Source organism: Novispirillum itersonii (assembly GCF_014205675.1).
In the GTDB taxonomy this organism is placed as follows: domain Bacteria; phylum Pseudomonadota; class Alphaproteobacteria; order Rhodospirillales; family Rhodospirillaceae; genus Novispirillum; species Novispirillum itersonii_A.
In genome coordinates, this window is record NZ_JACIIX010000012.1 from 72,461 (window position 1) to 97,116 (window position 24,656).

Sequence of the window (24,656 nt, forward strand, 5' to 3'; positions counted from 1 at the left end):
CCCTCCTTACTGTTGCAGCGATCCGCCCATCAGGCTCATCACCGCCAGCGTCTGCAACACCTCGCGCATATCAGCAGCGGTGAAGGCGACAGTTTCCGCCCCCAGCCGTTCCACACCGCGCAGCAGCGACAGGCCATCGGCGATGAACTGGGTGGTCACTTCCACCTCGGCGCGGAACGGCACCAGCAGCCCGACATCGGCCCCGGCCGGAACCGGATGCTGCACCCGGGCCTGCGCATGGCCCTGCACCGCCGTCCGCACCGCGTCCTCGATCAGGTCGCGGGCGCGGTGCGGCGACAGACAATCAGCGGCAAACATGCCGATGGCGGTCTTGACGCAGACCGTCGCCGTCGCCGGAAACTGGGCCTGCACCTCGGCACAATAGCGGTCATCGCCGCTGGTCAGCAGCAGCGGCACCCCCAGCGACGCCGCATAGCCGCCGTACAGGGTGGTTTCCCCGACCACCGCCCCGTTCAGGCGGATGCGGCGGAAGGCCTGACTGCTGAGGGTATGGGCGAACTGGCCGTATTCCCCGGCGCTGGCATGCCAGCCGATCAGCACCACCCCGGCATGGTCGGGGGTGATGCCCTGAATCATCGACAGCGGCCGGGCCCGGCCACAGATGACACGGGCGCGCGGATCCAGATCCTCGGTGATCAGGTTGCCCATCGGGCCGTGGGAATCCACCACCGTCACCTCGGTCGCGCCACCGGCGAAGGCCCCGCGCACCGCCGCATCGGCCTCCGCCGTCATCAGGCGGCGGGCCCGTTCATATTCCGGATTGCCCCGGACCGCCTGCTGGCGTTCAAACACCGCCGCAATGCCTTCGATATCCACCGAGATCAGGATTTTGGTCATATCCGCGCTTTCCTGTTGATGGCCCATCACGGCCTGTTAACGCCAGAACCGGGCCGTCCCCCGACCGCCCGGCCCCAAACAACATTACTTCCCGACAAACTTTTCGCAGGCGGTCAGGTCTTTACGGAGTGCCGCCGTTTCCGACAGTTTCAGGGTCTTTCCGGCATAGGTTTCCAGCACCTTGCCGACACAGGCTTCCAGCTTGCCATCGCCCAGCGCCTGTTCCTCGATATCCTGAACCGTCACGCTGTCGGTCTGCGGCTCCCCGTCCGGCGTCTGGCTGGTGGTGACATCGGCGGCGCAACAGACCGCACAGTCCGGCAGCTGGCTGACCAGCGGTTCCGGTACCTTCAGCAGATCCGCCAGCGCCGCCGGAGTCATGCTGCGGGTGATGCTGACGCTGTTGCCCTTGACGCTGGCATCACTAATGCCGCCGTTGCAACGGTCGCCGCCATCCCCCACCGGTTGCAGGGTCATGTGATCGCGGCCGTCCTTATCCTTTTTGACCGTCACCGCCGAAACCTGACTGAAGAAGCCGGTGCCGCCGCCATTGTAGATGGTCAGCACCACCGGGCGGCCATCCGGCAGGGTTCCGGACTTCTGGTAAAAACTGTAATCCCGGGCCCCTTCGTTCATCCCCTCACTCTCGAAGCTGTCAGGGAATTCGCTGGGGATGGCACCGACATGGGCTGTCCCGTTCTGGCACAGGGCCAGATCAATGCCGGTTTCCGCAGCATCGGCGGCGGCACCGACGCAGGCCGGATGCCAGGCTCCCGCCGGTAACGGCTTCACCGCCGGGGCCTTGGCCCCCAGCTCCGCCAGCCGGGTGTCGTACTGCTGCACCAGACAGGGTGCCGCCGTCCACAGGGTCGGGCGTTCCAGCAGTTCCTGCGCCTTCTGCCCGGCGATGCCGCAGGCGGCATCCCGCTGCTTCAGCCAGGCTTTCTGCGCGGTTTTCACCGCCTCGGCATTCGGGCCTTTCAGTCTGGCCTTATAAGTGTCCGCCAGCAGCTGATCGCGTGCGGCCAGACCGGTGTCGGAGCACACGATCTGCTCCCCCAGCGTTTTTCCCGCCGAACAGTCAAAGGAAGGCCCGGCCTCCTGCGCCTGCGCCACACCGGCCATCAGCCACAGGGCCACCCCCCCGATCATCATCTTTACCCGCATCTCTTGCCCCCAAGAAAAACCCCCGGCTCCGTCACCGGAACCGGGGGCAGCATCCCTCATGCTTATGGCGAAAGGATGATTACTTCAAGCTGGCGCAGAAACGCTGAATGCGGGTGCAGGCTTCGGTCAGCGCCTTTTCCGAGGTGGCATAGGAAATGCGGAAGTACGGGGACAGGCCGAAAGCAGCCCCCTGCACCGCCGCCACGCCTTCGGACTCCAGCAGTTCGGTCACGAAATCGCTGTCGGACTCGATCTTCTTGCCCGACGGCGCGGTCTTGCCGATGACACCGGCGCAGGACGGATAGACGTAGAAGGCACCTTCCGGGGTCAGGCACGACAGGCCTTCCGCCTCGTTCAGCATCTTCACCACCAGATCGCGGCGGGCCTTGAAGGCGGCGCGCCAGGCTTCGAAGAAGTCCATCGGCTCGTTCAGCGCCGCAGCGGCGGCGGCCTGCGAGATCGAGGAGGTGTGGGTGCTGCTCTGCGACTGGATCATGTTGATCGCCTTGATCAGCGGCAGCGGACCGGCGGCATAGCCGACGCGCCAGCCGGTCATGGCGAAGGACTTCGACACGCCGTTCATGGTCAGGGTGCGGTCGATCAGCGCCGGTTCCACTTCGGCGATGGTGGCGAAGGTGAAGCCGTCGTAGACCAGATGCTCATACATGTCATCGGTCATGATCCAGACATGCGGATGCTTCAGCAGCACATCGGCCAGCGCCCGCAGGTCAGCCGCGGAATAGGCGGCACCGGTCGGGTTGGACGGGCTGTTCAGCACCAGCCACTTGGTCTTCGGGGTGATCGCCTGTTCCAGCGCCGCCGGGGTCAGCTTGAAGCCGTCGGTCTCGGCGCATTCCACGAACACCGGGGTGCCACCGGCCAGCAGGGTGATATCCGGATAGGACACCCAGTACGGGGCCGGGATGATCACTTCATCGCCCGGTTCCACGGTCGCCATGATGGCGTTGTAGATCACCTGCTTGCCGCCGCAGCCGACGGTCACCTGATCCGGGGTGTAGGTCAGGTTGTTCTCGCGCTTGAACTTATCGACGATCGCCTTGCGCAGGGCCAGAGTACCCGCCACGGCGGTGTACTTGGTCTCACCGCGGGCCATGGCGTCCTGCGCCGCCTTCTTGACGTGGTCCGGCGTATCGAAGTCCGGTTCCCCGGCCCCCAGACCGATCACATCGCGGCCGGCGGCCTTCAGGTCAGCGGCTTTCTGGGTCACGGCAATGGTCGGGGACGGCTTAATGGCGGACAGACGCTTGGCGAGAATGGACATGATGCCCTCGGTGGTCCTGTGAAGGTGGGAGAAGGAGAACGGCGGATGCATACGGGTATTCATCACGCGGACAGCACCCTAAACGCGCTTTGCCCAAATGCAAAGCAGGGAACCGGCGGATGACCCGGCAACAGACGGAAAACCGCGCCACAGGCAGAAAAAAAGCGCGGAAGCCATCCGGCCACCGCGCTTTTTATTCTTAACCGGAACCCGGCGGCTGAATTAGCCGACGATTTCGGTCTGCGCGAAGAAGTACGCCACTTCGTTGGTGGCGTTTTCCAGCGAGTCGGAGCCATGCACGGAGTTGGCTTCGATCGACTCGGCGAAATCGGCGCGGATGGTGCCCGGGGCAGCGTTGGCCGGGTTGGTGGCGCCCATGATGTCACGGTTCTTCAGGACGGCGTTTTCGCCTTCCAGAACCTGCACCACGACCGGACCGGAGGTCATGAAAGCAACCAGTTCCGGGAAGAAGGAACGTTCGCGGTGCACGGCGTAGAAGCCTTCGGCTTCAGCCTGGGTCAGCAGCACGCGCTTCTGGGCGACGATGCGCAGGCCGGCATCTTCAAAGCGGGCGTTGATCTTGCCGGTCAGGTTACGGCGGGTGGCATCCGGCTTAATGATCGACAGGGTACGTTCAGTGGCCATCTTCTTATCCCTCTGGCTTCAGGAGCCTTGGCTGGTGCGTTGCCCCCCGCCGGACACGTCAGGCGTCCCGGAAAAGGCAATGCGGGAAAATCGCGGGCGTTATATCCTTTACCCACCGGAAAGACAACCGCCGAAACACAGATGTGTGACAATCATCACAGGCCCGTCACGGGCTGGCATCACAGGCCCGTCACAGGCAGGCATCACAGGCCGTTCATTTCCACTTGGCGTCTCTCTCTCATTTCGGCCTGTTCACGGCTCCCCCTAACTGGTATTCCACCCCCATGCTGCACATTAACGACGTCGTCTATCGCATTGGCGGCCGTGTCCTGCTGGATCAGGCCTCCGTTCACATTCCCGCCGGGGCGCGGGTGGGTCTGGTTGGCCGCAACGGCACCGGAAAATCCACCCTGCTGAAGCTGATGATGGCCGAACTGGCCCCGGAATCCGGGGAGATCCAGATCCGCCCACGCGCCCGGGTCGGGCGGCTGCGGCAGGAAGCCTCGGAAAGCACCGGCAGCCTGATCGACACCGTGCTGGAAGCCGATACCGAGCGCACCGCCCTGCTGGCGGAGCTGGACAATGATCCGGCCCCGGAGCGGATGGGCGAGCTGCACGAGCGGCTGGCCACCATTCAGGCCCATTCCGCCCCGGCCCGCGCCGCCCAGATCCTGTCCGGCCTCGGCTTCCCGGCGGAGGATCACGGGCGGTCGGTGCAGGAATACTCCGGCGGCTGGCGCATGCGCGTGGCGCTGGCGGCGGTGCTGTTTTCCCAGCCCGATCTGCTGCTGCTGGACGAACCGACCAACCATCTGGATCTGGAAGCCACCCTGTGGCTTCAGAACTATCTGTCCGGTTATCCCGGCACCCTGATTGTGGTGTCGCATGACCGCGACCTGCTGAACGAAGTGCCCAACCGCACTGTCCATCTGGAAAACGGCAAGCTGGTCGCCTACGGCGGCAATTACGACACCTTCGAGAAGACCCGGCGCGAAAAGCTGGAGCTGCTGGTCAAGGCATCGGCCAAGCAGATGGAACAGCGCAAGAAGATGGAAGCGTTCATCGACCGCTTCCGCGCCAAGGCCAGCAAGGCCCGGCAGGCCCAGAGCCGCATCAAGATGCTGGAGCGGATGGGGCCGGTGGTGTCGGTGATCGAAGAGCGGAGCATCACGCTGGAATTCCCCGATCCCGAACCGCTGTCGCCGCCGGTGATCGCGGTCGAGAACGGCGTGGTCGGCTACGATGGCCGGGCGGTGCTGCGCAAGATCAACCTGCGCATTGATCAGGATGACCGCATCGCCCTGCTGGGGGCCAACGGCAACGGCAAGTCGACTCTGGCCAAGCTGCTGACCGGGCGGCTGGCGCTGATGGACGGCGAGATGCGCAAATCATCGAAGCTGCGCATCGGCTACTTCGCCCAGCACCAGACCGACGAGCTGAACCCCGACGACACCCCGCTGGGCCATATGACCAAGGCGCTGACCCCGCCGGGCGGCATGGCCCCGCCGGAAAGCAAAGTCCGCGCCCACCTCGGGCGGTTCGGCTTTGGCGTTGATCATGCCACCACCAAGGTCTCCAGCCTGTCCGGCGGCGAGAAAGCCCGCCTGCTGATTGCCCTGATGTGTAAGGAACAGCCGCACCTGATCGTGCTGGACGAACCGACCAACCATCTGGATATCGACACCCGCGAAGCCCTGATGGCCGCCCTGAACGTGTTCGAGGGCGCGGTGATCCTGATCACCCACGATTCCCATCTGGTGGAATCCTGCGCCGACCGGCTGTGGCTGGTCGCCGACGGCGGCGTCGCGCCGTTTGACGGCGACATGGATGACTATAAAAAGTGGCTGCTGTCACAGGCCCGCGATGCCCGGCGGGACGCCGCCCCGGCCTCTGACGAGGCGCAGGTCTCCCGCAAGGATGCCCGCCGCGCCGCTGCCGAAGCCCGCGCCCGGATTGCCCCGCTGAAGCGCAAGGCCGAACAGGCGGAAAAGCAGGTCCATGACCTGACCGCCAAAAAGTCAACTCTGGAAGAAAAGCTGGCAGACCCCAAACTGTATGAAGGCCCGGCCGAGGCGGTGGCGAAGATCCAGAAGGATCTCGGCGACCTCAGCCGCCGCCTCGACGACGCCGAAGCGGTGTGGATGGAGGCGATGGAAGCCGTCGACGCCGCCGAGCGGGAGGAAGATGCTCTGTCATGAAGCAGTATCATGATCTGATGCGGCTGGTTCTGGAAACCGGCCACCGCAAGGAAGACCGCACCGGCACCGGCACCCTGTCGGTGTTCGGCCATCAGATGCGCTTTGACCTGTCCGCCGGGTTTCCGGTGGTCACCACCAAGAAGCTGCACCTGAAGTCGATCATCCATGAACTGCTGTGGTTCCTGCGCGGGGACACCAACATCGGCTATCTGCATCAGCATGGCGTCACCATCTGGGACGAATGGGCCGACGCAAACGGCGACCTCGGCCCGGTTTACGGCGCACAATGGCGGTCGTGGCCCGATGGCAGCGGCGGCAGCATCGACCAGATCGCCCAGCTGGTGCACAGCCTGAAGACCAATCCCGACAGCCGCCGCCACATCGTCTCCGCCTGGAATCCGGCGGAGGTCAACGCCATGGCCCTGCCGCCGTGCCACTGCCTGTTCCAGTTCTATGTCGCCGACGGAAAGCTGTCGTGCCAGCTCTACCAGCGGTCGGCTGACATCTTCCTCGGGGTGCCGTTCAACATCGCCTCCTACGCCCTGCTGACGCTGATGCTGGCGCAGGTCTGCGGCTATCAGCCCGGCGATTTTGTCCATACGCTGGGCGATGCCCACCTGTACCTGAACCATCTGGATCAGGCGCGGGAACAGCTGTCGCGGGAGTTTTACCCGCTGCCGCAGATGCATCTGGATCCGGCGGTGACCGATCTGTTCGCCTTCACCTACGATCACTTCCGGCTGGAAAACTACCAGTCCCATCCGGCGATCAAAGCCCCGATTGCGGTGTGACCATGCCCCCCCAGACCCTTTCCCCTCAGGCCCTTTCTCTCGTCGTGGCCGTCGCCCGCAACGGCGTGATCGGCAGCAACAACGCCCTGCCATGGCACCTGCCGGATGATCTGCGCTATTTCAAGCGGGTGACGCTGGGCAAGCCGGTGATCATGGGCCGTAAGACCTTCGTCTCGATCGGCCGTCCGCTGCCGGGACGGCACAACATCGTGCTGACCCGTGACACCGGCTGGACCGCTGACGGCGTCGAGGTGGCCCACGACTTTGCCGCCGCCCTGACCGCCGCCGCCGCCCACGGGCCGGAAGCCATGGTGATCGGCGGCGCCGATCTGTTCGCCCTCGGGCTGCCGCTGGCCCGGCGGCTGTACCTGACCGAGGTCTTCATGGATCCGGACGGTGATGTCCGCTTCCCGGCCTTCAACCGGGCCGAGTGGACGGAAACCGCCCGCACCGCCGGTGAAACGGATGCCAATGGCGTGCATACACACGACTTTGTCGTTCTGGAACGCCTTTAAAATCAAGAAGGTCCATCCCCTGAACGGAATAGGCCAAAGGCACCATGATCCTTTTGCCACTCTTGACGCATCCGTAAGGTGTGCGACGATGAAGACCGTACTGTGGTAAAGGACTTCGTGGAATGCCGCTGCGCCGCCCCGCTGAAATTCTGCTGGTCGAGGACAATCCCGGCGATGCCCGGCTGACCTTCGAAGCCCTTAAATCCAGCGGAACCTCCACCAACCACATCCACCACGTCAACGACGGGGAGCAGGCCCTGCGCTTCCTGCGCAAACAGGCCCCCTATACCAGCGTGCCGACCCCGGATGTGGTGCTGCTGGACCTGAACCTACCGCGCAAGAACGGGCGGGAAGTGCTGACCGACGTCAAGGCCGATCCGGCGCTGCGATCAATCCCGATTGTGGTGCTGACCACCAGTTCCGCCCGCGACGATATCAACAGTTGCTACGCGCTGGGGGCCAACGCCTATATCGTCAAGCCGGTGGAATTCGACCGCTTCCTTGACGTGGTGAAAAGCTTCGAGCTGTTCTGGCTGCAAACCGTCAGCCTGCCCCGGATCTGACCCTTCGACCACCCCATGAAAAATGGCCTGCCCCTTGAGAGGGACAGGCCATTTTGTTTACAGGAAGCTCAGCGCTTCTTCGGCTTGCTGTCCGGGTACGGAGGGCCGTACAGGACGAAAGCGCTGAAGCTGACGCCGCCGGAAGCCAGATCCAGCAGTTCATCCGGCAGTTCTTCGGTGTTGATGGCAGACGGCAGCACCACAACGGCTTCGCCCGGCTGCTCTTCGATCACGCGCAGCTTAAGGTCCAGCGGCGACTGGCGGCCCAGCAGGGCGGTCAGGGCAGCATCGGGATCAGCCAGAAGCTGGGCGCGGAATTCCGGATCAGTACCGGCCTTCTGCACCAGCGCCGATTCAATGTGTTTCCGAAGCGCCAGAATCGGGTCTTCAGTGGGAAGTGCGGTCATCGGACAGTCCTATCGCTCTGACGGGTCAATGGGAATTGCGTGGGGGGCATTGCGTGGGGGCGGGCTGTTCCGCCCCGGCACGCTGACGGACAGACAATAGGGCCGGACCGCCCGGAAAGGGAGGGGGTCTCTCCGCTGTGTCTGGCTGGAAACATCGCGGAAAATTCTGTGTGACCTTCGTCACTTCCCAATATTTTCAATACCTTGAAAAGGGTGATTGCCGGAAAACCGGCCTTTTTCCGGTGCTACCCCGGACCAAAGGGTCAACCGGCATTTACCTCCCGCCCTCCTCTTTCAGGGCTGTGGAGAGCATGGCAACAAACTGCGTCACCTTCTGCGGGCGGAACCGGGCCGCCGGAAACACCACATGGATGCCGCCGACCGGCAGAGTCCAGTCCGGCAGCAGCATCTGAAGCCGCCCGTCACGCACCGCCGCCGCCACCAGAAAATCCGGCAGGACCGTCACCCCGCCCCCGGCCAGCGCCGCCGACAGCACCGCCAGCGTGCTGCTGATGGTCATCGCCGGACGCATCCGCACCGGATGCTCCGCCTCCCCTTGCCGGAAAATCCAGTTCAGCGGATCGCGCATCGCGGTGTTGGCAATGAAGGGCAGCACCGCCAGATCACCCGGCACCGACGCCTCCCCGACGCCGGGGGCCGCCACCACCCATTGCCGGAAGGTGCCGATCCGCCGCGCCTGATGGCTGCTGTCGTCCAGCCAGCCGACCCGCACCGCCACATCCGTCTGCTCCGCCACCGGATCCGTCCGCGCATCCGATACCGCCAGATCCACCGTGCAGGCCGGGTAACGGCGGGTGAACGCCGCCGCCACCGCCGCCACGGTCCCGGTGCCCAGATCCTGCGACGCCGCCACCCGCAGCACCCCCTGCGGCTCGGCATTGGTATCGGCGGCCTCCTCCACCGCCTCCGCCGCTTCCCGGAAAATCACCTGACAGCGGGCATACAGGCGTTCCCCGGCCTCGGTCAGCGTCACCCGGCGGGTGGTGCGCAGCAGCAGTGTCGCCTGCAACCCCTCCTCCAGCCGGGCCACCTGCTGGCTGACCACCGCCTTGCCCACCCCCAGCCGTTCCGCCGCAGCCGTAAAGGACCGGGTTTCCGCCACGGCGGCAAAATAGGTCAACCGGCTGAGGCTGAGAGGATCCATGACACCACCATTGTCTTTCTTAAGCAGACAGTCTGTCTGATTACACCTTATTTATCAATCAATCTGGCAACCGTATGGTCTTTTCCAACGACCCCTTATTCCCCGTCGAGGAGATCCCCACCATGCCATCCCGCCGTCAGTTCCTGAAAGCCGCCCTGTTTGCCGGGGCCACCGCCGCCACCCTGCCCGCCGTTGCCGCTGTCACCCGCGCCGCTGCGCCCGCCCGCCTGAGCTGGCAGGCCATCCCCGCCGGAGCCAATGGCTTTTTCCGCGCCCCGGTGCTGCTCACCGGTCCGACCGAAGCCGTTCTGATCGACGGCGGCTTCACCTACGCCGATGGTCAGGCGGTGGTCGCCGCCCTCAAGGCCAGCGGCAAGACCCTGACCACCGTCTACGTCAGCCAGTCGGACCCCGATTATTATTTCAGCCTGAAGCCGGTGCGCGATGCCTTCCCGCAGGCCCGGATCCTCGCCGCCTCCGCCACCGTTGCCGCCATCCGCGCCACGGTGGAGAAGAAGCTGGCGGTATGGGGGCCGCAACTGAAGGACAACGGCCCGCAGTCGCTGGCCGATATCGTGATCCCCGAGGCCTTCGACGGCCCGGCCCTGAGCGTGGACGGCGAAACCGTGGAGATCCTGACCACCCCCGGCATGACCAACCGCCGCACCCTGTGGGTGCCGTCACTTCAGGCGCTGTTTGGCGGGGTGCTGATCTTCTCCGGGGTTCATGTCTGGGTTGCCGACACCCCGACCAAGGCCGAACGGGCGGCGTGGCTGGCCGCGCTGGAGGGGCTCACCGCCCGCCAGCCCGCCGTGGTGGTGGCCGGTCATCTCGCCTCCGGCAGCGCCTTTGACCGCTCCGCCATCGATCACACCCGCCGGTATCTGCTGGCTTTTGAGGAAGAACTGGCCAAGGCCGCCGATTCTGCGGCCCTGAAAGCGGCCATGGAAAGCCGCTTCCCCGGTCTGGGCATGGGCGTGGCGCTGGAGATCGGTGCCAAAGTGGCCAAAGGCGAGATGAAATGGGGCTAAACCGCCCGGTCTGAGACAAAACGGGCGCGGAAGATCCCTTCCACGCCCGTTTTCACGCCCGTCGGCGTTCTGATCTGCCGGAACCGATCAGAAGAACTTGAACAGCGGCTTTTTACGCTTTTCCACCTTCAGAGTCTGGCGCAGGCTTTCGGCAATCGCACCGTAAGCCTTGGCATGCGGGCCATCGGGATCAGCGACCACCACCGGGGTTCCGGCATCGGCGGTTTCGCGGATACGGATATCCAGCGGGATTTCCCCCAGGAACGGCACGCCCAGCTCATCAGCGGTGCGGTGGGCACCGCCGTGGCTGAACACGTCTTCGCGGTGTCCGCAGTTGGAACAGACGTGGTAGCTCATGTTCTCGATGATGCCGAGAATCGGCACCTTGACCTTCTCGAACATCGCCAGCCCCTTGCGGGCATCCAGCAGAGCGATATCCTGCGGGGTGGAGACGATCACCGCCCCGGCCAGCGGCACCCGCTGGCTCATGGTCAGCTGGGTGTCGCCGGTGCCCGGCGGCATATCCACCACCATCACATCCAGATCGCCCCAGTTGACATCACGCAGCATCTGTTCCAGCGCGCCCATCACCATCGGGCCGCGCCACACCACCGGGCTGTCTTCCGGCACCAGAAAACCGATCGACATCACCTTCAGGCCGTGGGCTTCCAGCGGTTCCATCCCGCCCTGTTCTCCCCCGACCGGCTTGGCATGGGGGATCCCCATCAGGCGCGGCACGCTGGGGCCGTAAATATCGGCATCGAACAGACCGACCTTCAGGCCCAGCTTCGCCAGCGCCAGCGCCAGATTGGCGGCGGTGGTGGACTTGCCGACCCCGCCCTTGCCCGAGGCGACGGCGATGATCTTTTTCACCCCCGGCAGTTCCAGCATGCCCTGCGCCGGGCGGCCTGCCGCCGGGCCATGAGAAGGGCCGTGAGAATGACCGTGATGGGCGTGCCCTGCCTGCGGCGCGGCGCTCTGGCCCGGTTTGTTGTGGGCGGTCAGCACCACCTGCGCCGTCAGCACCCCCGGCAGGCCGTGCACCACCTGCTCCGCCAGCTTGCGCACCGGCTCCAGCGCCGGTCCCAGTTCCGGCGGCACCTCCAGCGTCACCATCACGTGGCCGTCGCGGATCACCACGCCGCCGACCCAGCCAGCGTCCACCACATCCTGCCCCTGCGGGGTCTTCACCCCGCGCAGGGCGGCAACCACATGTTCCTGAGCGACAGCCGCCATTTTTTCCTCACTCACCCGATCATCATCATTCTGTCCGGCCCGACATCACCGCCCTGACCGGGAGTTGCCCGCGCTGCCGTCATCGCCTATAACCGGATGACGATATCGCGAAAACAGTCTTCCGGCCGGGGCCGGAAACCCGGCGACTGTGTTGCGTCCTGACGGACCCGAAGCCAGCAATTTCGGCATCCGCGACGGTAAACACAAGGGCCAATTACATCCTGCCGTCCCCGGGCCGCCTGCGGCAGCCGGGGGACAGACCCCGGTCACGAGAACGGTTTTCCCCTGCCCCGGCCTTGACGGCGGTCAGGTTTCACCACACTTGCCACCCTAAGGCCCGGCGACGGGCCACAGGATAAACAGGACAACCCCTAAGGCCCGGTGACGGGCCATTAGGATAAACAGGACAACATAGAGAGGTAGGACTCAATGGGTTCCAGCAATCAGGGCGGTCCCTGGGGCGGCGGAGGCGGCCCGTGGGGCGGCGGATCCGGCAACGGTGGCAACGGTGGCCCGGGCAACGGCGGCAACGGCGGGCCGGGTAACGATGGCAACCGGGGCAACCCGTGGGGGAACGGTGGCAATGGCGGCGGTGGCCGTGGGCCGCAGCCGCCGGATCTGGACGATCTGCTGCGGCAGGGACAGGAACGCCTGAAGCAGGTGATGCCCGGCGGCTTCGGCGGCCCGCGCGCCATCGTTCTGGTGGTGCTGGGCATGCTGGTGGCGTGGATGGCCACCGGCTTCTACCGCGTCAACCCGGACCAGCAGGGCGTGGAACTGCTGTTTGGCAAGTTCGTCAAGACCACCGGCCCCGGCCTGAACTACTGGTTCCCGGCTCCGGTCGGCGAGGTGATGACCCCGCGCGTGACGGAAACCCGTCAGGTCGCCATCGGGGGCCGCGATGCCCGCCGCGGGGCCGATGCCGCCGCCGGTGGCCAGATGCTGACCGGTGACCAGAACATCATCGATGTGGATTTCATCGTGCAGTGGCGTATCCGCGATGCCGGGGAATTCCTGTTCAACATCCGTGACCACGAAACCACCATCCGCGCCGCCGCCGAAAGCGCGATGCGTGAGGTGATCGGCCGCACCCCGCTGGAAGTGGCGATGACCACCGGCCGTGGCGAGGCCCAGACCCGCGCCCGCGACCTGTTGCAGGGGATCCTTGATACCTACAAGGCGGGGGTGACGGTGCTGGACGTGCAGCTTCAGAAGGCTGACCCGCCGCAGGAAGTGATCGACGCCTTCAACGACGTGCAGCGCGCCCGTCAGGACAAGGAACGCCTTCAGAACGAGGCCAACACCTACCGCAACGACATCCTGCCCCGCGCCAAGGGGGAATCGGAGCGGCTGATTCAGGAGGCCTCCGCCTACCGCGACCGCGTGGTGAAGGACGCCGAAGGGGAAGCCGCCCGCTTCCTGTCGGTCTACGAGACCTACCGCAATGCCCGTGATGTGACCACCCAGCGCCTGTATCTGGAAACCATGCAGGACGTGCTGAAGCAGTCCGACAAGGTCATCCTCGACAAGGCCGGTGGCGCGGTGCCGTACCTGCCGCTGCCGGAAGTCCGCAAAGCGCTTCAGGGTCAGGAGAGCAAGTGATGAGCACCACCAAACTCGGCATTTTCGGGGTTGCGGTTGCCGCCGTCGCCATTCTGGCCAGCAGCGCGATGTTCACTGTTCGCCAGACCGAACAGGTGATTGTCCTTCAGCTCGGCAATCCGGTGCGGGTGATCAAGGAACCCGGTCTTCAGTTCAAGATCCCGTTCATCCAGAACGTGCTGTATTACGACAACCGGGTGCTGGACCTTGATCCGCCGACGCAGGAACTGCCGCTGATCGACCAGAAGCGCATCATCGTCGATACCTACGCCCGTTACCGCATCGTTGATCCGCTGGAATTCTACAAGACCGTCCGGCTGGAAGATAACCTGCGCAACCGTCTGGGCGGCATCCTCAACGCCGCCGTCCGCAAGGAAATGGGCGAAAGCGAGCTGACCGACCTGCTGACCGAAAAGCGCGGCGACGTGATGAAGCGGATCAGCCGCACCGTCGCCCAGCGTGCCCCGGAATTCGGCATCGAGATCATCGACGTCCGTATCGGCCGCACCGATCTGCCGCAGCAGACCTCGCAGTCGGTGTTCAACCGCATGCGGTCTGACCGTGTGGCACAGGCCGCCCAGCTGCGCGCCGAAGGCGAAGAGCTGAAGGTGAAGATTCAGGCCGAAGCCGACCGCACCCGCACCGGCCTGCTGGCCGACGCCCGCCGCGAGGCGGAAGTGCTGCGCGGGGAAGGCGACGGTGCCCGCAACAAGATCCTCGGCGATGCCTATGGCCGGGATGCGGAATTCTTCCGCTTCTACCGCTCGATGGATGCCTACCGGCAGGCGTTGGGGGATGGCCGGACCACCATGGTCCTCAGCCCGGATTCGGAATTCTTCCGTTACTTCGGCAAAGCACCGCAGAAGTAAGATCAGGATCTGTGACGGAAAAGCGGGGGAAACCCCGCTTTTTTGCTGTCCGGATCCTGACAGAATCCCCCTTGCCCTCGTTTTGCCCCGATTAACCCGCCCAATGATCCCCCATCGCCTGTACCGATGAAAAACAACCGGTTCAGGCTCCGTTCAGGGCAATTGTTCTTGAATGCCATCACAGAGTGCCCCACATACTGGGGTGCCGTGATCCGGCCCCACCGCCTGCCCTCTGTCCGGGAAGCTGCCTGAGTTTTCAACAGGCTCCGGCCCGGAAAAAATCAGACGGTGCGGCGGAACCACGGCACCGGGTATCTGCGGGTACGCCCCTATGAAGACAGTTACGGAGGCAAGCGTGTTTTCTGCCTATCGCTCCCCCCTTTCCCGTTCCCTGCCGCAGGCTGCGGGATCTGACAGCGCCCCGGCGGGCCACCCCCTGCCCCGCCGCGCCACCGCCCGGGCCATGGCCCTGCGCGCCGCAACCAGCACTGGCACCGCCGCATGGATGCTGGCGCTGGCCGCTGCCCTGATGGTGCTGGTGTCGCAGATGGCGCAGGCACAGGCCCGTGGCACCCCCGACAGCTTCGCCGATCTGGCGGAACGCCTGCTGCCGGCGGTGGTCAACATCTCCACCTCCCAGACCATTTCCGCCGACCGCAGCCCGGACATGCCGCAGTTCCCGCCCGGCTCACCGTTCGAGGAATTCTTCAAGGACTATCTGGAACGCCAGAACCCCGGCCGCAACGGCGGCAACGGCGGCGATCAGCCGACGCAGCGCGCCACCTCGCTCGGGTCCGGCTTCATCGTCGATCCGGACGGCTACATCGTCACCAACAACCACGTCATTCAGGATGCCGATGAAATCACCGTCATCCTGTCCGACGATACCGCCCTGAAGGCGGAGCTGATCGGCCGCGACGCCAAGGTGGACATCGCCCTGCTGAAGGTCGATGCCAAGCGCAAGCTGCCCTACGTCGATTTCGGCGATTCCGACAAGGCCCGCGTCGGCGACTGGGTGATGGCAATCGGCAACCCGTTCGGGCTGGGTGGCACCGTCACCGCCGGGATCCTGTCGGCCAAGACCCGCGATATTAACGCCGGTCCCTATGACAGCTTCCTCCAGACCGATGCCCCGATCAACCGTGGCAACTCCGGCGGCCCGCTGTTCAACATGGACGGTCAGGTGGTCGGCGTGAACACCGCCATCTACTCGCCGTCGGGCGGCAGCGTCGGCATCGGCTTCGCCTCTCCGGCCAACCTGCTGAAGCCGGTGCTGGAAGACCTGCGCAAGTATGGCAAAACCCGCCGGGGCTGGCTGGGGGTCCGCATCCAGACCGTCACCGACGAAATCGCCGAAAGCCTTGGCCTGAAGAAAGCCCGTGGCGCGCTGGTCGCCGGGATCGAGGACGGCAGCCCGGCCATCGGTGCCGGCATCCAGACCGGGGACGTGATTCTGGAATGGGACAGCCGTGAAGTGAAGGAAATGCGCCGCCTGCCCGCCATGGTCGCCGAAAGCAAGATCGGTGACAGTGTGCCGGTGGTGGTGTGGCGTGACGGCGAACGCAAGACCGTCAAGGTCAAGGTCGGCGAGCTGAAGGACGAAGAACAGCAGGCCAAGGCCGACGCCCCGAAGAAGAAGGAAACCGCTGCGGTCGAAAGCAGCGCCGTCAAGTCGCTGGGCCTGTCGGTGACCCCGGTCACGGCCGCCAGCCGCGCCAAGTACAGCCTGCCCGACACCATCACCAAGGGCCTGATCGTCACCGATGTGACCGCCAAGGGCCCGGCTGAGGAAAAGGGCATCCGCCGCGGCAACGTGCTGCTGGAAATGGGCGGCAAGGAACTGAAGTCCGCCGGGGACATGGCCGAACAGGTGGCCAAGACCAAGGAAAGCGGGCGGAAGTCGGTGCTGCTGCTGGTACAGGTCGGCAACGACATGAAGTACGTGCCGGTCAACATCGGCAACTGACCGTTCAGATCCTCATCCTGCCCCTGAGATACAGCCGCCCCGGAGGGAAACCTCCGGGGCGGTCTGCTTTCAGGCCCGCATTTTATCCGGATCACGGTTTTCCGGTCCTGATCCCGGTGGCTGCCCGGCCACCGGATCCCTGACAGTCCTCCCCCCGAAACCGGGGATCGCCCCTGTGCATTTTCCGAGGACACCGTGACCAAGGATACTCCTCCGGGTGGCCTGAAAGCCGTCCTGACCCTCGCCCGCGCCCGGCGGTGGCCGCTGGCCGTCGCCTGCCTGCTCGCCGCCGCCGGAAGCCTGCTGGCCGTGCTGCCGTTTCTGGTGGCGGTGCGGGAAGCCACCGGACCGACCCTCTCCGGTGCGGCGTTTCTTGCCGCCTGTCTGGTGCTGCCGCCGGTGGCACAGGGCCTGTCCACCGGGCTGGCCCACGCCGCCGCCTTTGACACCCTCTACCGGATCCGCCGCGATCTGGCCGACCGGCTGCCCCGTATGCCGCTGGGCTACTTCACCGCCCGCCAGACCGGGGCCCTGAAGCGGACCCTGCATGAGGATGTCGAGGTGCTGGAACTGTTCCTCAGTCATCAGCTGCCAGACATGACCGCCTGCCTGATGTCGCCGCTGCTGGTGCTGGGGCTGATGGCGGCGGTGGACTGGCGCTATGCGCTGGCGGCCCTTGGCATCGTGCCGGTGGCCCTGCTGGTCCAGAAGCGGATGATGCAGGGCCACGGCACCCGGATGGGGGATTACTTCAGCCGGATCGGGGCCATTAACGGGGCAACGGTGGAATACACGCAGGGCCTGCCCACCCTGCGCGGCGTCGGCCCCGGGTCGCCGGTGGAAACCACTCTGCTGGCCCGGATCGAAGACTTCCGGGGCTTCGCGGCGGACTGGTACCGGCTGTGGGGGCCGTCGTGGGCGGCCTATACGGTGGTGGCCGGGGCCTGGCTGCTGTTCATCGCGCCGCTGGCCCTGTGGCTGACCGCCACCGGCAGCAGCCCGCCGACGGAGGCCGCCTTCGCCCTTCTTGCCGCCACCGGGCTGGGGCCGCCGCTGCTGCGCCTGACCGTGTACGGGGAAATCACCCTGCGGGTGGTACAGGCGGAACGGAAAATCAGTGCCATTCACACCGCCCCGGTCCTGCCGGAGCCCCGGCAGCCTGCCGCCCTGCCCCAGCGCAAGGACCTGACCTTTGACGCTGTCAGCTTCAGCGCCAACGGCACGCTGATTCTCGACCGGGTCAGCCTCACCCTCCCCGCTGGCCGCCTGACCGCCATTGTCGGCCCGTCCGGGGGCGGAAAAAGCACCCTGCTGCGGCTGGCAGCCCGGTTCTCCGACCCGGACAGCGGCCAGATCCGGCTGGGCGGCACCGACCTGCGCGATCTGCCGTCCACCGATCTGGCCCGCTGCATCGGTCTGGTCAGTCAGGACACTTTCCTGTTCGACGATACGGTGGAGGCCAACCTGCGCCTTGCCCTGTCCGCCGGGGGGCACCCGACGGAAGGACCGGAGGCAGACGCCGCCCTACACCGGGCGGTCAGCCTCGCCCGCTGCGAGGATGTGATCACCGCCCTGCCCGATGGCTACGCCACCCGGCTCGGCCGGGGCGGGCACCGCCTCAGCGGCGGCCAGCGCCAGCGGCTGTCTCTGGCCCGCACCCTTCTGGGGCAGCCGCCGGTGCTGCTGCTGGACGAAGTGTCCGCCTCCGTCGATCCGGTCCACGAGGCCCTGCTCCAGCAGGCGATTGCCGGGCTGCCGGGGGAACGGACCATCGCCGTGGTGTCGCACCGCCTCGACAGCACCTGTCACGCCGACCATCTGGTGTTTGTGGACCGGGGCCGGGTGATCGCCGAAGGCCCCCACCCGCATCTTCTCGCCACCTGTCCGGCTTATGCCCGGCTGTGGTCACTCCAGCAGAGCAACCTCGGCTGGGATCTCCGTTCTTCAGGAAAACACACATGACCGCCCTTTTCGATCTGCTCCGGCTGGCCGGACCGGAGCGCCGGTCCCTGATCCTGTCGCTGGTGCTGCGGCTGGCAGAGGGCCTGTTGCTGATGGTCCCCCTGTCGATGGCGGTGTGGATCGCCGCCGCCCTCCTTGACCCGGCCCATGTGCCGCCGCTGCCGGAGCTGCCCGGCCTGCCCGGTCTGCCCCCGGCGGTGGTGGCGGCAGGGATCCTCGGCACCGCGGCCCTGCTGCAACTGGCGGTGGCCGGGGCTGCCGGAAAAACCGGAACCCTGACCGGCTACGCCATGACCGCCCGCCTGCGCCGCGACTGCCTGTTGCGGCTGCGCAGCCGCCCCCCTGCCGCCGCAGACGGCGGCGGGCCGGATCCGGCCTCGGTGCTGATGACCGATATTGCCCGTCTGGAGGTGTTCCCCGGCATCCTCCTGCCGAAGATGGTGCAGGGCATCCTGTTTCCGCTGGCGGCGATTGCCGGGGCGATGGTGGCGGACCCGGTGCTGGGCCTGCCGCTGCTGGTGGCGGCCCTGCTGCTGGGCCCGGCCCTGCTGCTGGCGGCCCGCCTGCAACGGCAGGCCGGAGAACGCCTGTCCGATGCCGGGGCCGACCTGAACAGCCGCCTGATCGAAATGCTGCACGGCATGCCGGTGCTGAAGGCCTTTGCCCTGACCACCCGCCACCTGCACCGGGCCCATCAGGCGATGGAGCAGATGCGCGATGCCGGAAAGGCCCTGACCGCCCGCTATGTGGTCGCCGCCATCTGCGTGCCGGTGCTGGTGGCCGGGGCCGGATCGGCCACTATCGGCATGGCCACCCACCGCCTGATCGCCGGGGACCTGTCGAGCGGGCCGTTCCTGCTGTTCCTGTTCCTGACCCTGCGCCTGTTCGGCCCGGTGATCGAGCTGGTGGAGTTTTCCGCCCTGCTGCAACAGATGTCGATTTCCGCCCGCCGCCTGTCCGGCCTGCTGGAGACCACCGCGACGACCGGCCCGGCACCGACCGGCACCCTTCCGGCACCGGACAGCCCGCCGGAGGTCACCTTCCGGGCGGTCAGCCTGACCCATACCGACGGCACCGCCGCCCTGCGGCAGGTCAGTTTCACCGCCCCGGCAGGCGGGCTGACCGCACTGGTCGGCCATACCGGGGCCGGAAAAACCACCGTCGCCCTTCTGGCCGCCGGGCATCTGTCCCCGACCGGCGGCCAGATCCTGCTGGACGGGCAGGACCTGTCCGCCCTGCCGCCGGGTGCCCTGCCGCACCGGGTCGGCATGATGCCGCAGCATGTCACCCTGTTCAGCCTGTCGGTCGGCGACAACATCCGGCTGGGCCGCCCGTCAGCCTCACAGGAGGAGATCGAAACCGCCGCCCGCCGGGCCCGCTGCCATGACCTGATCCTGTCGCTGCCGCAGGGCTATGACACCGTCCTCAGCAACGGCGGGGCGGCCCTGTCCGGCGGCGAGCGGCAGCGGCTGGCACTGGCCCGGCTGTTTTTGCAGGATTGCCCGGTGATGATCCTCGACGAAGCGACCTCGGCGCTGGATGTGGAGAACGAACGGCTGGTGCAGGACGCCCTGTCGGACCTGGCGCAGGGACGGACCCTGATCGTCATCGCCCACCGCCTGTGGACCGTCCGGCATGCCGACCGGATCGTCGTCCTCGATCAGGGCCGTGTTGACTCCTGCGGCACCCACGCCGGTCTGCTGGCGACCAGCCCGGTGTACAGCGGCCTGTGGTCTGCCCTGTCCGCCGCCCCCGGCTGGCACCGCCCTCCGGCATAAATTAAGAATGATTTGCATTATCTTCTGATTATTCCTACAGTCAGTCCGGACTGTCCGGCCCCTTCCCGGACTGACTGCATGGACCCGCCGGACATGAACAGCGTTTCCACCTTTCCCCTGTCGCCAACCCTTCAGCAGACCTCGGCCCCCGCCCCCCTGCATCACCGGGAGGACATCCACAGCGGCGGCACCGCAAAGGCCGGACGCGATGACTGCCTGTGGCTGCGCCCCGGACTGCTGGTGATGCTGCGGGATCTGACGACGGCACAGGAGCTGTCCGGGGAAAAGGAATGCGGCAGCGGCCTGCATGTCGGCCTGATTCTTGAGGCGGCAGGCTCGACCTGGCTGGACGGCGACAGCCACCGCTACCCGCTGCAACCGGGCACCCTGTCGGTGATGATCTCGGCCGGACCGGCCCGGGGCGGATTTTCCGTTCCGGCGGGAACCCGGATCCGTATGGTCGATTTCCGTTTTGAGGACGCCTACGTCCGCCCCCTGCTGGACCCGGCGGCGACGGTCATTCCTGCCGGATCCGGCACCGTCCGCTTTCCGGCCGGAACCAGCGTCGAGTTCACCTACCGCCCGCTGACGGCAGAGCTGCGCCAGATGGCGGAACGCCTGCTGGCCGCACCGACGCAGGGGGCCAGTGCCCGCCTGCTGCTGGAAGCCCGGGCCTTTGAGGTGCTGGCCCTCGCCCTCGGCGGGCTTGGGCCGGACCCGACCGCACCGGGGGAACCCGCAGGCAGCATCGTCCTGTCCGGGCGGGACCGCAGCCGGTTGCAGACCGCCTATGCCCTGCTGGCTGCCGATCTGGAAAATCCCCCCTCGCTGCGGGAGCTGGCCCGGCAGTCCGGCCTGAATGAAAACAAGCTGAAACAGGGGTTCCGCAGCCTGTTCGGCAATTCGGTCTATGCCACGGTGCAGGAACTGCGGATGAAAGAGGCGGCGCGGCGTCTGGCCGAAGACGATGCCTCGGTCACCGAGATCGCGCTGTCGGTCGGCTACGCCAATCCGGCCCATTTCGCCAAGATCTTCCGCCGCTATTACGGCGTCGCCCCCAGCCGTTACGCCACCACCGGCGGATAAGGCCCGCCCCCCGCTGCCCCCCCACCGCCCCGCAACGGGTGCAACCGCATCTCATTATCATTTTTAATGCGGATCCCCGCCGGTGGCTTCCTGATCCCGTTGGCCGACCGGGGACCCGGCTTGCTACGCCTTGCGGCACAGAAGCCATGACAAGGATCTCCTCCGATGAAACAGGACCGGATGCAACAGACGCTGGCACCTTCTGCCGGGATTATTGGGGCCGCCGGAGTTGCGGTGGCCGCCCTGCTTGGGCTGCCCGCCCCGGCGCAGGCCGCCGACCCTGCCAGCCTGCCGACCGTGACCGTCACCGCCAACAAGCGCCCGCAGGCCAGCGGCGCCACCGATTCCTCGGTTCTGGTCCGCAGCGGCGCGGATCTGGAGGAAGCCGGGGTCAGAACCATCACCGACCTCGAAAAGGTCTTCCCCGGCCTGCACATCAGCGCCCGGGGCAGCAGCACCTATGCCAACGTCAGCATCCGCGGCATGTCCTCCCCGGATTTCTATAATCCGGCGGTGCAGGTCTATGTTGACGGCGTTCCGCAGGATCCCGCCACCCTGTCGCAGGCCCTGACCGATGTGGACCGCGTGGAACTCCTGAAAGGCCCGCAGGGCAGCCTTTACGGGGCCGGGGCCTATGGCGGGGTGATCAACATCATCACCCGCCGCCCGGACAGCGCCCGCACCACCGTCAGCGCCGGACTGTCCACCGCCGGGCAGGACAGCCGCATCAGCACCACGCAGGTGCTGGATCCCGGGCGGCTGTACGGGGATCTGTCCTTGGGCGGATCGTGGCGGGACGGCACCATTGATGATGCCGCCACCGGCGGGTCCTCGGTCGATGACCGCCAGAACCGCGATGCCCGTGCCCGCCTGCGCTTCGCCCCGCAGGGCGGCCCGCTCGATCTTGCCGTCAGTGCCAGCCGGATTGAGGAAAACAGCAACGAGGAGGTGGTAGTCAGCGACATCCACCAGCGCAGCACCAACAGCGCCGTCTACGCCCATCCCCGCAGCCACAAAACCCTGACCAGTCTGGCCGTGAACGCCGACTACCGGGTCGGCCCCGGCACCATCAGCAGCATCACCGCCTATCAGGACCGCGACCTCGACCGCTCCGCCTACGGCCTGTATCAGCCGGAACAGCAGAAGACCCTGTCGCAGGAACTGCGCTACGCCCTCACCGGTGACCGCTACAACGGGGTGGTCGGCCTCTATGCCGGACAGACCGATTTCGACCGCCAGACCGGCCCCTACTTCGGCGGGGTGGTCGGGGCCTCCGACTCCTCTGTCACAACCACCGGCACCGCCGCCTTCGGGGAAGGCACCTACCACCTGACCCCCACCGTCGACCTGACCGCCGGGGTCCGCTATTCCTACGATCAGGCCAAGACCGAAGCGACCCGGGCCAATGGCCTGATGGCGGCCTACCCGGCCCTGTCCTTCAGCAACAGCGCCGACTTTGACGCGGTGACGCCCAAGCTGGCCGCCGGATGGCAGGTGACCCCGGATCACCGCCTGCATGCCCAGCTCAGTCAGGGCTACAAGCCCGGCGGCTTCAACCACACCGTCACCAGCGCCGCCGATGCCCAGCCCTATTCCCCCGAGACCTCGACCAACGCCGAAATCGGCTGGACCGGCCACTTCGCCGGGAACCGGGTGGAAGTCAGCACCACCGCCTACTGGATCGAGGCCGAGGACAAGCAGATCTACGTCAATGTCGCCGGATCCCCGTTCCAGACCCTGCGCAACATGGGCGAGTCCCGCAGCGTCGGGCTGGAGTTTGATACTGTGGTCCGCCCGGTGGACTCCCTGCGGCTGACCTTCGGCGGCACCGTCGGCCGGTCCACCTTCACCAGCGCCACCGATCCGGTCAGCAACGCCAGCTATACCGACAAGCGCCTGCCCTATGCCCCGGATCTCCTGCTCAACGCCTCGGCCACCTACTTCCTGCCCGCCACCGGCCTGCCGGGGGACCTGAGCGTGCGCGGGGCCACCCGCTATACCTCGCGGACCTATTTTGACCCGGCCAACACCATGGCGCAGGGCGGATACGCCCTGTTCGACCTGTCGCTGGATCTGGCGCTGGACTCCGGGGCCACCGTCAGCCTGTTTGCCGAAAACCTCACCGACCGCCAGTACCGCACCTACAGCTTCAACGGCGGCACCACCTACAGCAACCTCGGCGACGGCCGGGTGGTCGGCATCAAGGGCGGGGTCACCTTCTGATGGGGGCCGACGCCGGGCTGAACACGGCGGACACCCCCGCCATCGCCCGCACCCTGACCGTGGCCGCAGCCCTGTATACGGCGCAGGGGATGATCGGCGGCCTGTCCTTCGTCGGCATCCCCACCGTGCTGCGCAGCGGCGGGGTGCCGGTGGAACAGATCGGCCTGATCTCGCTGATCATGGCGCCGTGGGCCCTGAAGGCCCTGTGGGCACCATGGATCACCCCGCAGCGGACCCGGCAGATCCTGACCGCCGGGGCGGTTCTGCCCGCCGCGCTGATTGGCGGGCTGGCCTTTCTGCCCGGCGGGAACACCGGGCTGGCCGCCACCGTCCCGCTGCTGCTGACGGTGCTGGCGCTGACGGCCCTGCTGGCGGCAACCGTGGACACCGCCTGCGACGCCCTGCTGATCCGCACCCTTCCCGAGCGGCGGCGGCAGGATGGCAGCACGGTGCAGATTGCCGGGGGCTATGCCGGAACCGCCCTTGGCAGCGGTCTGTTCACCCTGCTGTCCGGCTGGACCGGCTGGACCGGGGCGGTGCTGGTCATCGCCGCCCTGCTGCTGGCGTGCGGCCTGTCCGCGCGGCTGCTGCCCGCCGGAGATCCTCCGTCTCCCCCGCCGGAGGCGCAGCGGCGGAGCAGCCTGTGGCAGGCCCTGACCTGCCGGAACGTGCAGGCCGGTCTGCTGCTGACCCTGTGCTTCGAGGCCGGGGGCCGGATCACGCTGGCCCTGACCGGCCCGGTGCTGATCGACAGCGGCCTGTCGCTGGAACAGGTGAGTCTGGTCACCGGCCCGGCCACCCTGATTGCCGCCCTGACCGGGACGGCGGTGGGCTGGGGCCTGTCGCGGCAGGGCCGGGCCCGCCGGGCCATGGCCGCCATCCTGCCGGCACAGGCGGCCTGCTTCCTGCTGCTGGCGGCCCTGATGCCGGGCGGGCCACTGGCCGGAACCAGTCCATGGGCGGTTGCGGCAGCGGTCCTTGGCGGAACCGCAGCGGTCTCCGCCGGATTTGTCGCCCTCTACACCCGCCTGATGGCACTGAGTGACCGGCAGCGGGCGGCCACGGACTTTGCCCTGTTCCAGTCCACCAGCGTGATCACCGCCATCCTGTGCGGCAGCGGCGGGGCCGCTCTGGCCGGATACGCCGGATACAGCCGGACCTTTCTGTGTGCCGCTCTGCTGTGCCTGCTGTGCCTGCTGCTGGTCGTCTCCGTCCGTGGCCTGTCCGGCAGCCGTCCGTCCTGATCCCTGCCATCCGACAGGGTTTTCCCAAACAGAACCGCCGCCCCGGAGACCCGGAGCGGCGGTTTTCT

At 66.6% G+C, this 24,656-nt stretch carries 20 protein-coding genes; 13 read left to right on the forward strand and 7 right to left on the reverse strand.

All coding sequences use genetic code 11. The features are described from left to right. Nucleotides 1–6: 6 nt before the first annotated feature. The 4 genes from FHS48_RS15095 to ndk form a co-directional block, all read right to left on the reverse strand. Nucleotides 7–858 (reverse strand): M55 family metallopeptidase, encoded by an 852-nt coding sequence (locus FHS48_RS15095; protein ID WP_260402509.1) that lies wholly within the window; start codon nt 856–858, stop codon nt 7–9. An 84-nt stretch (nt 859–942) separates the two neighbouring features. Then, nucleotides 943–2,013, reverse strand: coding sequence for a lysozyme inhibitor LprI family protein (locus tag FHS48_RS15100; protein ID WP_184264522.1), 1,071 nt, complete (start codon nt 2,011–2,013; stop codon nt 943–945). 91 nt (nt 2,014–2,104) lie between these two features. Next, nucleotides 2,105–3,307, reverse strand: a complete 1,203-nt coding sequence (locus FHS48_RS15105; RefSeq protein WP_184264652.1) for a pyridoxal phosphate-dependent aminotransferase — start codon at nt 3,305–3,307, stop codon at nt 2,105–2,107. A 222-nt stretch (nt 3,308–3,529) separates the two neighbouring features. Then, nucleotides 3,530–3,952 carry a nucleoside-diphosphate kinase gene (gene ndk, locus FHS48_RS15110; RefSeq protein WP_184264524.1) on the reverse strand — a complete coding sequence of 141 codons (423 nt, stop codon included), beginning with the start codon at nt 3,950–3,952 and terminating at the stop codon, nt 3,530–3,532. A gap of 284 nt (nt 3,953–4,236) precedes the next feature. Here ndk and FHS48_RS15115 point away from each other — a divergent pair, with 284 nt between their 5' ends. The 4 genes from FHS48_RS15115 to FHS48_RS15130 all read left to right on the forward strand — a co-directional run bounded on the left by FHS48_RS15115 (nt 4,237) and on the right by FHS48_RS15130 (nt 8,019). Beyond that, entirely contained in the window at nt 4,237–6,150 is a 1,914-nt protein-coding gene (locus FHS48_RS15115; protein ID WP_184264526.1) for an ABC-F family ATP-binding cassette domain-containing protein, read from the forward strand. Further along, complete coding sequence (locus tag FHS48_RS15120) at nt 6,147–6,941, forward strand: thymidylate synthase (protein WP_184264528.1); 795 nt, start codon at nt 6,147–6,149, stop codon at nt 6,939–6,941. The genes FHS48_RS15115 and FHS48_RS15120 overlap by 4 nt, the downstream gene beginning before the upstream one ends. 2 nt (nt 6,942–6,943) lie before the next feature. After that, nucleotides 6,944–7,456, forward strand: a complete 513-nt coding sequence (locus tag FHS48_RS15125) for a dihydrofolate reductase (RefSeq protein ID WP_184264530.1) — start codon at nt 6,944–6,946, stop codon at nt 7,454–7,456. 122 nt (nt 7,457–7,578) lie between these two features. After that, entirely contained in the window at nt 7,579–8,019 is a 441-nt protein-coding gene (locus tag FHS48_RS15130; RefSeq protein ID WP_184264532.1) for a response regulator, read from the forward strand. 68 nt (nt 8,020–8,087) lie between these two features. Here the strand turns inward: FHS48_RS15130 and FHS48_RS15135 are convergent, their stop codons facing one another. Next, entirely contained in the window at nt 8,088–8,426 is a 339-nt protein-coding gene (locus FHS48_RS15135; RefSeq protein WP_184264534.1) for an NHLP leader peptide family RiPP precursor, read from the reverse strand. A 274-nt stretch (nt 8,427–8,700) separates the two neighbouring features. Continuing rightward, complete coding sequence (locus FHS48_RS15140) at nt 8,701–9,591, reverse strand: LysR family transcriptional regulator (protein ID WP_184264535.1); 891 nt, start codon at nt 9,589–9,591, stop codon at nt 8,701–8,703. 122 nt (nt 9,592–9,713) lie between these two features. On the opposite strand from FHS48_RS15140, the gene FHS48_RS15145 reads away from it, so the two are divergent. Then, nucleotides 9,714–10,622 (forward strand): MBL fold metallo-hydrolase, encoded by a 909-nt coding sequence (locus FHS48_RS15145; protein ID WP_184264537.1) that lies wholly within the window; start codon nt 9,714–9,716, stop codon nt 10,620–10,622. 87 nt (nt 10,623–10,709) lie between these two features. On the opposite strand, the gene apbC is transcribed toward FHS48_RS15145, so the two are convergent. Beyond that, nucleotides 10,710–11,858, reverse strand: a complete 1,149-nt coding sequence (apbC, locus tag FHS48_RS15150) for an iron-sulfur cluster carrier protein ApbC (RefSeq protein ID WP_184264539.1) — start codon at nt 11,856–11,858, stop codon at nt 10,710–10,712. 429 nt (nt 11,859–12,287) lie between these two features. Here apbC and hflK point away from each other — a divergent pair, with 429 nt between their 5' ends. The 8 genes from hflK (at nt 12,288) to FHS48_RS15190 (ending at nt 24,588) form a co-directional block, all read left to right on the forward strand. Beyond that, nucleotides 12,288–13,460 (forward strand): FtsH protease activity modulator HflK, encoded by a 1,173-nt coding sequence (gene hflK / locus FHS48_RS15155; protein WP_184264541.1) that lies wholly within the window; start codon nt 12,288–12,290, stop codon nt 13,458–13,460. Beyond that, nucleotides 13,460–14,329 carry a protease modulator HflC gene (hflC, locus tag FHS48_RS15160; RefSeq protein ID WP_184264543.1) on the forward strand — a complete coding sequence of 290 codons (870 nt, stop codon included), beginning with the start codon at nt 13,460–13,462 and terminating at the stop codon, nt 14,327–14,329. Before hflK ends, hflC begins: the two co-directional genes overlap by 1 nt. A 355-nt stretch (nt 14,330–14,684) precedes the next feature. Continuing rightward, a complete protein-coding gene (locus tag FHS48_RS15165) occupies nt 14,685–16,295 on the forward strand; it encodes a DegQ family serine endoprotease (protein WP_184264545.1) in 1,611 nt (536 codons plus the stop codon). Between the two features lie 195 nt (nt 16,296–16,490). Then, nucleotides 16,491–18,257 carry an ABC transporter ATP-binding protein gene (locus tag FHS48_RS15170; protein ID WP_184264547.1) on the forward strand — a complete coding sequence of 589 codons (1,767 nt, stop codon included), beginning with the start codon at nt 16,491–16,493 and terminating at the stop codon, nt 18,255–18,257. Continuing rightward, a complete protein-coding gene (locus FHS48_RS15175; RefSeq protein ID WP_184264549.1) occupies nt 18,254–20,035 on the forward strand; it encodes an ABC transporter ATP-binding protein in 1,782 nt (593 codons plus the stop codon). The genes FHS48_RS15170 and FHS48_RS15175 overlap by 4 nt, the downstream gene beginning before the upstream one ends. A 78-nt stretch (nt 20,036–20,113) precedes the next feature. Beyond that, the gene (locus FHS48_RS15180) at nt 20,114–21,121 is read left to right on the forward strand and encodes a helix-turn-helix transcriptional regulator (RefSeq protein ID WP_184264551.1); all 1,008 of its coding nucleotides are present in this window, start codon (nt 20,114–20,116) and stop codon (nt 21,119–21,121) included. 165 nt (nt 21,122–21,286) lie between these two features. After that, entirely contained in the window at nt 21,287–23,344 is a 2,058-nt protein-coding gene (locus tag FHS48_RS15185; protein WP_184264553.1) for a TonB-dependent receptor, read from the forward strand. Next, nucleotides 23,344–24,588 (forward strand): MFS transporter, encoded by a 1,245-nt coding sequence (locus tag FHS48_RS15190; RefSeq protein ID WP_184264555.1) that lies wholly within the window; start codon nt 23,344–23,346, stop codon nt 24,586–24,588. The genes FHS48_RS15185 and FHS48_RS15190 overlap by 1 nt, the downstream gene beginning before the upstream one ends. Nucleotides 24,589–24,656 lie beyond the last annotated feature (68 nt).

What these genes read in the sequence shown, in the direction of transcription:
- FHS48_RS15130 (WP_184264532.1), top strand. Translation starts at nt 7,579, where the DNA reads ATGCCGCTGCGCCGCCCCGCTGAAATTCTGCTGGTCGAGGACAATCCC.
- FHS48_RS15105 (WP_184264652.1), bottom strand. Translation starts at nt 3,307, where the DNA reads ATGTCCATTCTCGCCAAGCGTCTGTCCGCCATTAAGCCGTCCCCGACC.
- apbC (WP_184264539.1), bottom strand. Translation starts at nt 11,858, where the DNA reads ATGGCGGCTGTCGCTCAGGAACATGTGGTTGCCGCCCTGCGCGGGGTG.
- FHS48_RS15190 (WP_184264555.1), top strand. Translation starts at nt 23,344, where the DNA reads ATGGGGGCCGACGCCGGGCTGAACACGGCGGACACCCCCGCCATCGCC.
- hflC (WP_184264543.1), top strand. Translation starts at nt 13,460, where the DNA reads ATGAGCACCACCAAACTCGGCATTTTCGGGGTTGCGGTTGCCGCCGTC.
- FHS48_RS15175 (WP_184264549.1), top strand. Translation starts at nt 18,254, where the DNA reads ATGACCGCCCTTTTCGATCTGCTCCGGCTGGCCGGACCGGAGCGCCGG.
- FHS48_RS15145 (WP_184264537.1), top strand. Translation starts at nt 9,714, where the DNA reads ATGCCATCCCGCCGTCAGTTCCTGAAAGCCGCCCTGTTTGCCGGGGCC.
- ndk (WP_184264524.1), bottom strand. Translation starts at nt 3,952, where the DNA reads ATGGCCACTGAACGTACCCTGTCGATCATTAAGCCGGATGCCACCCGC.
- FHS48_RS15140 (WP_184264535.1), bottom strand. Translation starts at nt 9,591, where the DNA reads ATGGATCCTCTCAGCCTCAGCCGGTTGACCTATTTTGCCGCCGTGGCG.
- FHS48_RS15185 (WP_184264553.1), top strand. Translation starts at nt 21,287, where the DNA reads ATGAAACAGGACCGGATGCAACAGACGCTGGCACCTTCTGCCGGGATT.
- FHS48_RS15180 (WP_184264551.1), top strand. Translation starts at nt 20,114, where the DNA reads ATGGACCCGCCGGACATGAACAGCGTTTCCACCTTTCCCCTGTCGCCA.
- FHS48_RS15125 (WP_184264530.1), top strand. Translation starts at nt 6,944, where the DNA reads ATGCCCCCCCAGACCCTTTCCCCTCAGGCCCTTTCTCTCGTCGTGGCC.
- FHS48_RS15135 (WP_184264534.1), bottom strand. Translation starts at nt 8,426, where the DNA reads ATGACCGCACTTCCCACTGAAGACCCGATTCTGGCGCTTCGGAAACAC.
- FHS48_RS15095 (WP_260402509.1), bottom strand. Translation starts at nt 858, where the DNA reads ATGACCAAAATCCTGATCTCGGTGGATATCGAAGGCATTGCGGCGGTG.
- FHS48_RS15115 (WP_184264526.1), top strand. Translation starts at nt 4,237, where the DNA reads ATGCTGCACATTAACGACGTCGTCTATCGCATTGGCGGCCGTGTCCTG.
- hflK (WP_184264541.1), top strand. Translation starts at nt 12,288, where the DNA reads ATGGGTTCCAGCAATCAGGGCGGTCCCTGGGGCGGCGGAGGCGGCCCG.
- FHS48_RS15100 (WP_184264522.1), bottom strand. Translation starts at nt 2,013, where the DNA reads ATGATGATCGGGGGGGTGGCCCTGTGGCTGATGGCCGGTGTGGCGCAG.
- FHS48_RS15120 (WP_184264528.1), top strand. Translation starts at nt 6,147, where the DNA reads ATGAAGCAGTATCATGATCTGATGCGGCTGGTTCTGGAAACCGGCCAC.